Source organism: Streptomyces roseolus, assembly GCF_014649855.1.
Lineage (GTDB): Bacteria > Actinomycetota > Actinomycetes > Streptomycetales > Streptomycetaceae > Streptomyces > Streptomyces roseolus.
The window spans coordinates 35,257-45,599 of the sequence record NZ_BMTV01000047.1; the positions used below are offsets into that span (position 1 = coordinate 35,257).

Genomic DNA, 10,343 nt, shown 5'->3' on the forward strand with positions numbered 1-10,343 from the left:
CGGCCCCGCCCGGCGCGGGGAGCCCGCCCGGCGCGGGGAGCCCGCCCGGCGCGGGGCCGTCACCGCACACACGCGCGTGCCGTCCCGCCCGGCCGTGACCGCCCCCGTACGCGCGCGTGCGCCGTAGGCTGGCCGGCATGGCCACGCTCATCCTCGTCCGGCACGGACGCTCGACCGCCAACACCTCCGGACTGCTCGCCGGCCGCACGCCGGGCGTGGCGCTCGACGAGCGCGGCGCCGCCCAGGCCGCCGCCCTGCCCGCCCGGCTCGCCGGCATCCCGCTCGCCGCCGCCGTCTCCAGCCCCCTCCAGCGCTGCCGCGAGACCCTCCAGCCGCTCCTGGACGCCCGCCCCGACCTGCCGCTCCACATCGAGGAGCGGGTGAACGAGTGCGACTACGGCGACTGGTCCGGACGCAAGCTCGCCGAGCTGAACGACGAACCACTGATGGAGGTCGTCCAGGCGCACGCCTCCGCCGCCGCCTTCCCCGGCGGCGAGTCCATGCGCGCCATGCAGACCCGGGCCGTCGACGCGGTCCGCGACTGGAACGCCCGGATCGAGGCCGAGCACGGCGAGGACGCCGTCTACGCCCTCTGCTCCCACGGCGACGTGATCAAGTCCCTGGTCGCCGACGCCCTCGGCCTCCACCTCGACCTCTTCCAGCGCATCCACGTCGACCCCTGCTCACTCACGGTGATCCGCTACACCCGGCTGCGCCCCTTCCTGGTCCGCCTCGGCGACACCGGGGACCTCGCCGCGCTGGCCCCGCGCGAGACTCCTGAGGCCGACGGGGCGGCCGAGGTGGGGGGCGGCGCGGGCGCGCCGTGATCTCCGCGCAGTAGGGTGGACTCGCCGTTGCAGTACGACAGTCGACAGTCAAGGGAGCCGGGAGAGTGTCCCGTCAGGTGTTCCTCTACGACCCGCCGGAGCGCTTCGTGGCCGGTACGGTCGGGCTGCCTGGCCGCCGCACGTTCTTCCTCCAGGCGTCCGCGGCCGGCCGGGTCACCAGCGTCGCCCTGGAGAAGGCCCAGGTGGCCGCGCTCGCCGAGCGCATCGACGAGCTTCTCGACGAGGTGCTGCGCCGCACCGGGGGCAACGCCCCGGTCCCGGCCGTGGCCCCCGTCGACATCGCCGACACCGCCCCGCTCGACACCCCCGTCGAGGAGGAGTTCCGGGTCGGGACCATGGCGCTCGCCTGGGACGGCGAGGAACAGCGCATGATCGTCGAGGCGCAGGCCCTGGTCGAGCTGGACGTGGACTCCGAGGAGGACCTCGCCGCGGCCGAGGAGCGGCTGCTCCAGGACGAGGAGAACGGCCCGCCGATGCTCCGGGTCCGCCTCAGCGGCGCCCAGGCCCGCGCCTTCGCCAAGCGGGCCCTGGACGTGGTCAACGCCGGCCGCCCGCCGTGCCCGCTGTGCAGCCTGCCGCTGGACCCCGAGGGCCACGTCTGCCCCCGCCAGAACGGATACCGCCGCGGAGCATGAGCAGCCCCGAGTTCCCGCCGGACACCGAACTGCTCGCCCGGGGCGAGCTGACCGTCCGGGGCCAGGTCCGCGAGGCCTCCAACGCGGTGCTCTACTGCACCGTCGCCCACGAGGGCCGCGAGGCCGCCTGCGTGTACAAGCCGGTCGCGGGGGAGCGCCCCCTGTGGGACTTCCCCGACGGCACCCTCGCCGAGCGCGAGGTCGCCGCGTACGAGCTCTCCGAGGCCACGGGCTGGGGCCTGGTCCCGCCGACGGTGCTGCGGGACGGCCCGTACGGCGAGGGCATGGTCCAGCTCTGGGTCGAGGCCGACCCGGAGGCCCGGCTCCTAGCCCTCACCGAGGACGAGGAGGCCGGCGAGGGCTGGAAGGCGATCGGCCCCGCCGAGGTGGGGGAGGGGCGCACCGCGCTCCTCGTCCACGCCGACACGCCCGAGCTGCGCCGGCTCGCCGTCCTCGACGCGGTGATGAACAACGGCGACCGCAAGGGCGGCCACCTGCTCCCCGCCCCCGGCGGCCGGCTCTACGGCATCGACCACGGCGTCTCCTTCCACGTGGACGACAAGCTGCGCACCCTGCTGTGGGGCTGGGCCGGCCAGGAGCTGCCCGCCGAGGCCACCGAGGTCCTCATCGGCCTCGGCCGCGCGCTGGCCCCCGGGGCGCCCCTCGCCACCCGGCTGGGGGAACTGCTCACGGACGCCGAGGTGTCCGCCGTACGGGAGCGGGTGGCGGCGATGCTGGCCTCGGGGCGGCACCCGGAGCCGTCCGGGCAGTGGCCCGCGATCCCCTGGCCGCCGGTCTAGGAACCGTACGGTTTCGGCCACGCCGGACCACCCCGCGGAGAGCCCGCCGGACCCCCGGGGGGTGTGCACACACGCCGCTCACCCGCAAGAGCGCGTGATCGGACAAGATTCCGGATCCGGTTCGTATCCGGAAGAGCTGTCCGGTTACGCTCGGGTCATGCATGCCTGGCCCGCTTCCGAGGTCCCCGCCCTTCCCGGCAAGGGCCGCGACCTCAGGATCCACGACACCGCGACCGGCGGGCGAGTGACCCTCGCCCCCGGTCCCGTCGCCCGTATCTACGTCTGCGGCATCACGCCCTACGACGCGACCCACATGGGTCACGCGGCGACCTACAACGCGTTCGACCTCGTGCAGCGCGTGTGGCTCGACACCAAGCGGCAGGTGCACTACGTCCAGAACGTCACGGACGTGGACGACCCGCTCCTGGAGCGCGCCCTGCGGGACGACGTCGACTGGACCGCACTCGCCGAGCGCGAGACCTCCCTCTTCCGCGAGGACATGACCGCCCTGCGGATGCTGCCGCCGCGGCACTACGTCGGCGCGGTCGAGTCGATACCGTCGATCGTCCCGCTGGTCGAGCGGCTCCGGGACCACGGCGCGGCCTACGAGCTCGACGGCGACGTCTACTTCTCCGTCGAGGCCGACCCGCACTTCGGCGAGGTGTCGCACTACGACACCGAGCTGATGCGCCACCTCTCCGCCGAGCGCGGCGGCGACCCCGAGCGGCCCGGCAAGAAGAACCCGCTCGACCCGATGCTGTGGATGGCCGCCCGCGAGGGCGAGCCCAGCTGGGACGGCGGCAGCCTCGGCCCCGGCCGCCCCGGCTGGCACATCGAGTGCGTCGCCATCGCCCTCGACCACCTCGGCATGGGCTTCGACGTGCAGGGCGGCGGCTCCGACCTGATCTTCCCGCACCACGAGATGGGCGCCTCGCACGCCCAGACTCTCACCGGCGAGTTCCCCATGGCCAAGGCGTACGTCCACGCCGGCATGGTCGCCCTCCACGGCGAGAAGATGTCCAAGTCCAAGGGCAACCTCGTCTTCGTCTCCGCGCTCCGCCGCGAGGGCGTCGACCCGGCAGCCATCCGGCTCGCCCTCCTCGCCCACCACTACCGCGCCGACTGGGAGTGGACCGACCAGGTCCTCGCCGACGCCGTCGCCCGCCTCGACCGCTGGCGCGCCGCGGTCTCCCGGCCCGACGGCCCGTCCGCCGACGCCCTGGTCGAGGAGGTCCGCGAGGCGCTCTCCGACGACCTCGACGCCCCGGCCGCGCTCGCCGCGGTCGACCGCTGGGCCGCCCGCCAGGAGGCCGAAGGCGGCACCGACGAGTCCGCTCCTGGCCTCGTCTCCCGCACGGTCGACGCGCTCCTCGGCGTCGCACTGTAAACAGCAGCAGCAGAAGAAGAAAGAAGAAGAGGGGATGGCCCTGGGCCATCCCCTCTTCTCAGTCCTCGTCGCCGTCCTCGTCGGGCTCCCCGGAGGCTTCGGACCCCTCCGGGGCCTCCGGCTCCTCGGGCCGCTCCGGCTTCGGCGGCCGGGTCCGGCCGCTGCCCGGGTCGCGCAGATACGAGGTGTCCCCGCTCTCCGTCGCCACCCCGGGACCGCCCGGCCCCGGCCCCTGGCCCGGGTCGCGCCGCCGCAGATAGCGCTCGAACTCGCGGGCGATCGCCTCGCCCGACGCCTCCGGAAGCTCCGCGGTGTCCCGCGCCTCCTCCAGCGTCTGCACGTACTCGGCGACCTCGCTGTCCTCCGCCGCCAGCTGGTCCACCCCCACCTGCCAGGCCCGGGCGTCCTCGGGCAGCTCGCCCAGCGGGATCCGCAGCCCGATCAGGTCCTCCAGGCGGTTGAGCAGCGCCAGCGTCGCCTTCGGGTTCGGCGGCTGCGACACGTAGTGCGGCACCGCCGCCCACAGGCTCACCGCGGGCACGCCCGCGTGGGTGCACGCCTCCTGGAGGATGCCGACGATGCCCGTCGGGCCCTCGTAGCGGGTCTCCTCCAGGTCCATCGTCCGCGCCAGGTCCGGGTCGGAGGTGACGCCGCTGACCGGCACCGGGCGGGTGTGCGGGGTGTCGCCGAGCAGCGCGCCCAGGATCACCACCATCTCCACGCCCAGCTCGTGCGCGAAGCCGAGCAGCTCGTTGCAGAAGGAGCGCCAGCGCATCGAGGGTTCGATGCCCCGGACCAGGACCAGGTCGCGCGGCTTCTCCCCGCCGATCCGGACCACGGAGAGCCGGGTGGTCGGCCAGGTGATCTTCCGTGCGCCGTTCTCCAGGAAGACCGTGGGGCGGTTGACCTGGAAGTCGTAGTAGTCCTCGGCGTCGAGCGCCGCGAAGACCTCGCCCTTCCATTCCCGGTCCAGATGAGCGACCGCGGTGGAGGCGGCGTCGCCGGCGTCGTTCCAGCCCTCGAACGCGGCCACCATGACCGGGTCGATCAGCTCGGGTACCCCCTCGAGCTCGATCACCCAGTGCCTCCTTCTTCGAAGTTCGTGTCGTACGGACCAACCTTACGGCTTCCGGGTCGTCCGTCCGCAGCCCTCGGGCACGCCCGAGAACCCGTGCGGCCTTGATCGACTACCCAGGATCGGGGCCGCGCACACGGCACGCGTGAGGGGCGGTCCACACCCTCCCCGGAGTGGACCGCCCCTCGGCTCGTGACGCCGGTGGCTACCGGGCGCGCAGCATCGCGTCGACCTCGCCGCGGATCTCGTCGGTGGCGAGACCGCGGATGGTCAGGGTGGTGCGGCGGCGCAGCACGTCGTCGGCCGTCTCGGCCCACTCGTGGTCGCGGGCGTAGGCGACCTGCGCCCAGATCTCCGGGGCGTCCGGGTGGATCCGGCGGGCCAGCTCGGGGTTCTCGTTCGCCATCCGGGCGATGTCGAAGGAGAGCGAACCGTAGTGCGTGGCCAGGTGCTTGGCGGTGTCCGCGGCCATCCGCGGGCCGGGGGCCGGGCCGTCGACGAGCAGCCGGTGGGCGACCGCGTTCGGATTGGCGATGCCCGGCAGCGGCAGCCGCTTCGGGAGCGTGGACACCGACTCGTAGTCCTCGCCCAGCGGGTGACCCGGAAGCGCCTCCAGCTTCTTCATGATGGTGCGTCCGATGTGGCGGAAGGTGGTCCACTTGCCGCCGGCGACCGACAGCATCCCGCCGCGGCCCTCGGTGACGACCGTCTCGCGCTTGGCCTTGGAGGTGTCGCCGGGACCGCCCGGGAGCACCCGCAGGCCGGCGAAGGCGTAGGTGATGAGGGAGCGGTCGAGCTGCTGGTCGCGGATGGAGAAGGCGGCCTCGTCCAGGATCTGGGCGGTGTCCTTCTCGGTGACCGCGACCTCGCCCGGGTCGCCCTCGTACTCCTCGTCGGTGGTGCCGAGCAGGAGCATGTCCTCCCAGGGGAGGGCGAAGGTGATCCGGTACTTGTCGATCGGGGTGGCGAGCGCGGCCTTCCACGGGGCGGTCCGCTTGAGGACCAGGTGGGCGCCCTTGGAGAGGCGGATGGAGGGGGCCGCGTTGGGGTCCTCCATCCGGCGCAGGTGGTCGACCCAGGGGCCGGTGGCGTTGAGGACGAGCCGCGCGGTGACGCCGAACTCCTCGCCGGACATGCGGTCCTTGAGCTCGGCGCCGGTGACCCGGCCCTTGGTGAAGCGGAGCCCGGTGACCTCGGCGTGGTTGAGGACGACGGCGCCGGCGTCGACGGCCGCGCGGACCGTCATGAGCGCCATGCGGGCGTCGTTCATCTGGTCGTCGCCGTAGACGGCGACGGCCTTGAGGTTGTCGGTGCGCAGCTCGGGCACGTCCTGGGCCGCCTTGGCGGGGGAGAGGAGGTGGCCGACGCCGTCTCCGAAGGCGGACAGCGCGGAGTACGCGAAGACGCCGGCGCCCAGCTTGGCGGCGCCGTGCGGGCCGCCCTTGTAGACGGGCAGGTAGAAGGTGAGCGGGTTGGACAGGTGGGGGGCGACCTGCCGGGAGACGGCGCGCCGCTCGAAGTGGTTCTCGGCGACGAGCTTCACGGCGCCGGTCTGCAGGTAGCGCAGGCCGCCGTGGAGGAGCTTGGAGGAGGCCGAGGAGGTGGCGCCGGCGAAGTCGCCGGCGTCCACCAGGGCCACCCGCAGACCGGACTGCGCGGCGTGCCAGGCGGTGGAGATGCCCAGGATGCCGCCGCCGATCACCAGCAGGTCGTACGTCGCCTTGGCAAGCTGCTCTCTGGTCTCGGCGCGGGTCGGAAGCGAGCCGGCGGCCGGGTGCGTTCCGAGGGCGGGAACGGTCTGCGGGGTGGTCATCTCGGTCTACTCCTCGTCACTTCTCTTCTTCGAGCCAGCCCATGGAGCGCTCCACGGCCTTGAGCCAGTTCTTGTACTCGCTGTCGCGCTTGTCGGCGTCCATGCGCGGGGTCCACTCCGCGGCACGGCGCCAGTTGGCGCGCAGCGCGTCGGTGTCCGGCCAGAAGCCGACGGCGAGGCCGGCGGCGTAGGCGGCACCGAGGCAGGTGGTCTCGGCGACCATCGGGCGCACCACGGGGGCGTCCAGGAAGTCCGAGAGGGTCTGCATCAGCAGGTTGTTGGAGGTCATGCCGCCGTCGACCTTGAGCGCGGTCAGCTCGACGCCGGAGTCCTTGGTCATGGCGTCGGTGATCTCGCGGGTCTGCCAGGCGGTGGCCTCCAGGACGGCACGGGCGATGTGCGCCTTGGTGACGTACCGGGTGAGGCCGGCGATCACGCCGCGGGCGTCGGAGCGCCAGTACGGGGCGAAGAGGCCGGAGAAGGCGGGCACGAAGTAGGCGCCGCCGTTGTCCTCGACGGAGGAGGCCAGGGTCTCGATCTCGGCGGCGGACTTGATCAGGCCCATCTGGTCGCGCATCCACTGGACGAGCGAGCCGGTGACGGCGATGGAGCCCTCCAGGGCGTAGACCGGCTTCTTGTCGCCGATCTGGTAGCCGACCGTGGTCAGCAGGCCGCTGTAGGAGTTGATGATCTTGTCACCGGTGTTCATCAGCATGAAGGTGCCGGTGCCGTACGTGGACTTGGCCTCGCCCTCGGCGAAACAGGTCTGGCCGAAGAGGGCGGCCTGCTGGTCGCCGAGCGCGGAGGCGACGGGGACGCCGTCGAGGACGCCGCCCTGGACCGTGCCGTACACCTCGGCGGAGGAGCGGATCTCGGGGAGGACCGCGGCCGGGATGTCGAGGGACTGGAGGATGCGCTCGTCCCAGGCCATCTCGTGCAGGTTCATCAGGAGGGTGCGGGAGGCGTTGGTGACGTCGGTGACGTGGACGCCGCCCCGGGGACCGCCGGTGAGGTTCCAGATGACCCAGGAGTCCATGGTGCCGAAGAGGATGTCGCCGCGTTCGGCGCGCTCGCGCAGGCCCTCGACGTTGTCGAGCAGCCAGCGGACCTTGGGGCCGGAGAAGTAGGAGGCGAGCGGGAGGCCGGTCTCGCGGCGGAAGCGGTCCTGGCCGACGTTGCGGCCGAGCTCCTTGCAGAGGGCGTCGGTGCGGGTGTCCTGCCAGACGAGCGCGTTGTGGACGGGCTCGCCGGTGTTCTTGTCCCACATCAGCGTGGTCTCGCGCTGGTTGGTGATGCCGATGGCCTTGACGTCGGCGGCGGTGATGCCGGCCTTGACGATGGCGCCGGCGACGACCTCCTGGACGTTGGTCCAGATCTCGGTGGCGTCGTGCTCGACCCAGCCCGGCTTCGGGAAGATCTGCTCGTGCTCCTTCTGGTCGACCGAGACGATCCGGCCGTCCTTGTCGAAGACGATGCAGCGGGACGAGGTGGTGCCCTGGTCGATGGCGGCGATGAAGGGGCCGGCGGTGTGGGCGTCGGTCACGGTGTGCTCCATGGGAAGTCTGGGAAGGACGGCTCGGGGCTCTGTGGCTGTTCTCGTACGGATCAGGCGAACGCGAGCTTGTAGATACCCGCTGCGAGGGCTCCGCCGACCAGCGGACCGACGACGGGGATCCAGGCGTAGCCCCAGTCGGAGCCGCCCTTGTTCGGCAGCGGCAGCAGGGCGTGCACGATTCGGGGGCCGAGGTCGCGGGCCGGGTTGATCGCGTAGCCGGTCGGGCCGCCGAGCGAGAGGCCGATCGAGACCACGACGAAGGCGGTGATCAGGGCGCCGAGGACGCCGAGGCCCTTGCCGCTGTCGTTGAGGCCCTGGGTGAGCACGGCGAGGACGAGCACGACGGTGCCGATGATCTCGGTGGCGAGGTTCTGCCAGGTGTTCCGGATCTCGGGGCCGGTGGAGAAGATGCCGAGCACGGGGCCGGGGCCCTCGACGGGCTTCTCGCCGACCGTCTCCGGGTCGGTGAGGTGGGCCAGGAACTGGCCGTAGTAGGCGACCCAGACCAGGGCGGCGCCGATCATCGCGCCGAGGAGCTGGCCGGCGAAGTAGACCGGCACGTCGCCCCACTCGCCGCTGTTGACGGCGATGCCGACCGTGACGGCGGGGTTCAGATGGGCCCCGGAGAGGGAAGCCGTCATGTAGACGGCCGTCATGACCGCGAAGCCCCACCCGAAGGTGATCGCCAGCCAGCCCGCGCCACGGGCCTTGGAGCTCTTGAGCGTCACGGCGGCGCACACGCCGCCGCCGAGAAGAATGAGAACGGCGGTACCGATGGTCTCGCCGAGGAAGATGTCGGAGCTGGACACCCGCGACTCCTTTGTCCTTCGTCCAGGGGGATGGCGAACCCGGTTCGCCCCGGTGGTCCGCGCCCTCACGTGAGGGCGTCCACGGCCCTTGGCACTGCCACACTCTAACGCGTATTGCCGGTAGGTGTTCGACAATGCCGACCGATGAACGGAAGTTTTGCCCTGGGGTTAACAGCGCGTCAAGGGTCTGGGAAGCGAAAAACCCGCCGATAACGCGATCGTTACCGACGGGTTCGCCCTCCGTGCGGACCGGCTCGCCGGCCCCGCGGGCGCGGCCTCAGAAGCGGTTCGCCCCCAGGTCCCGGGAGACCGCCCGGGCGCAGTCCCGCACCGCCGCCACCAGCTCCGGGCGCAGCTCCCCGTCGGGGCAGACCCGCTCCACGGCACCGGTCACCGCCACCGCGCCCACCGGCATCCGCCGCCGGTCGTGGATCGGCGCCGCCACCGAGGCGACGCCCTCCCAGGTCTCCTCCACGTCCGCGGCCCAGCCGCGCGCCCGCGTCATGTCGAGCAGGGACTCGAAGTCCTCCAGGTCCGTGACCGTACGCGGCGTGAACGGCTCCCGCGTCACCTCCACGGCCTCGCTGTGCGCCACCGGGTCGTATGCCGAGAGGACCTTGCCGAGGGCCGTGGAGTGCAGCGGCTGCATCGCGCCCACCTCCAGGACCTGCCGGCTGTCGTCCGGCCGGAAGACGTGGTGCACGATCAGCACGCCCTGCTGGTGCAGCACCCCCAGGTGCACGCTCTCCCCGCTGGACCGCGCCAGGTCGTCCGTCCACACCAGTGCCCGCGCCCGCAGCTCGTGCACGTCCAGATAGCTGTTGCCGAGCCGGAGCAGCTCCGCGCCCAGCTGGTAGCGGCCCGAGGGGGCGTCCTGCTCCACGAAGCCCTCCGCCTGGAGGGTGCGCAGGATGCCGTGGGCCGTGCCCTTGGCCAGTCCGAGGGAGGAAGCGATGTCGGAGAGGCCGAGCCGGCGCTCGCCGCCCGCGAGCAGTCGCAGCATGGCCGCCGCCCGTTCAAGCGACTGGATGTTCTTCGCCATCGCCCGGCCCTTCTCCCTTACCTGTCCACACACAATGCTGTTCGACAATGCTGAACACTATCGGTCGATGCCGACCTTGCCTCGCACTGGACAGTGTCCTCGAAGAAGGGGCCGCGCCGGGAGTCCTCGCACACAGAATGCCGTCCGCCCTGCGGGACGCCGTGTCCACCCCGGCCCATCCACGGTTACGCTGACCCCGTGCACCCTGTGCCCAGGGTGCAAAGCCGACAGCCGTCGCAGCCCAGGGAGCCCCCTTATGGCCTCGTTGCCGACCCCTTCCGCCGACAGCCGGAGCCGCGTCACCGCGCTCCGCGAAGCACTCGCCAGCCGCGTCGTCGTCGCCGACGGCGCCATGGGGACGATGCTCCAGGCCCAGGAG

9 protein-coding genes are annotated in these 10,343 nt (G+C 72.4%); 4 read left to right on the plus strand and 5 right to left on the minus strand.

What is annotated here, in order from left to right:
- The first annotated feature begins 137 nt into the window (after window positions 1-137).
- The 4 genes from IE245_RS34580 (at window position 138) to mshC (ending at window position 3,670) form a co-directional block, all read left to right on the plus strand.
- Window positions 138-827: a histidine phosphatase family protein gene (locus IE245_RS34580; RefSeq protein WP_189955044.1), complete on the plus strand. Its 690-nt coding sequence runs from the start codon at window positions 138-140 to the stop codon at window positions 825-827.
- A gap of 65 nt (window positions 828-892) precedes the next feature.
- Window positions 893-1,483, plus strand: a complete 591-nt coding sequence (locus tag IE245_RS34585; protein WP_189955047.1) for a DUF3090 domain-containing protein — start codon at window positions 893-895, stop codon at window positions 1,481-1,483.
- On the plus strand, window positions 1,480-2,283 hold the full coding sequence (locus IE245_RS34590) for an SCO1664 family protein (RefSeq protein WP_189955049.1): 804 nt from the start codon (window positions 1,480-1,482) through the stop codon (window positions 2,281-2,283). The genes IE245_RS34585 and IE245_RS34590 overlap by 4 nt, the downstream gene beginning before the upstream one ends.
- Before the next feature lie 157 nt (window positions 2,284-2,440).
- Window positions 2,441-3,670, plus strand: coding sequence for a cysteine--1-D-myo-inosityl 2-amino-2-deoxy-alpha-D-glucopyranoside ligase (mshC, locus tag IE245_RS34595; protein WP_189955051.1), 1,230 nt, complete (start codon window positions 2,441-2,443; stop codon window positions 3,668-3,670).
- 58 nt (window positions 3,671-3,728) lie between these two features.
- Here mshC and IE245_RS34600 read toward each other — a convergent pair whose 3' ends face one another.
- The 5 genes from IE245_RS34600 to IE245_RS34620 form a co-directional block, all read right to left on the minus strand.
- Window positions 3,729-4,748, minus strand: coding sequence for a PAC2 family protein (locus IE245_RS34600; protein WP_189955053.1), 1,020 nt, complete (start codon window positions 4,746-4,748; stop codon window positions 3,729-3,731).
- Between the two features lie 202 nt (window positions 4,749-4,950).
- Complete coding sequence (locus IE245_RS34605) at window positions 4,951-6,558, minus strand: glycerol-3-phosphate dehydrogenase/oxidase (RefSeq protein ID WP_189955055.1); 1,608 nt, start codon at window positions 6,556-6,558, stop codon at window positions 4,951-4,953.
- A 16-nt stretch (window positions 6,559-6,574) separates the two neighbouring features.
- Window positions 6,575-8,101 (minus strand): glycerol kinase GlpK, encoded by a 1,527-nt coding sequence (gene glpK / locus IE245_RS34610; protein WP_189955057.1) that lies wholly within the window; start codon window positions 8,099-8,101, stop codon window positions 6,575-6,577.
- A 62-nt stretch (window positions 8,102-8,163) separates the two neighbouring features.
- Window positions 8,164-8,922 carry an MIP/aquaporin family protein gene (locus IE245_RS34615; protein ID WP_189955060.1) on the minus strand — a complete coding sequence of 253 codons (759 nt, stop codon included), beginning with the start codon at window positions 8,920-8,922 and terminating at the stop codon, window positions 8,164-8,166.
- Between the two features lie 277 nt (window positions 8,923-9,199).
- Window positions 9,200-9,964, minus strand: coding sequence for an IclR family transcriptional regulator (locus IE245_RS34620; RefSeq protein ID WP_189955062.1), 765 nt, complete (start codon window positions 9,962-9,964; stop codon window positions 9,200-9,202).
- Between the last annotated feature and the right edge of the window lie 379 nt (window positions 9,965-10,343).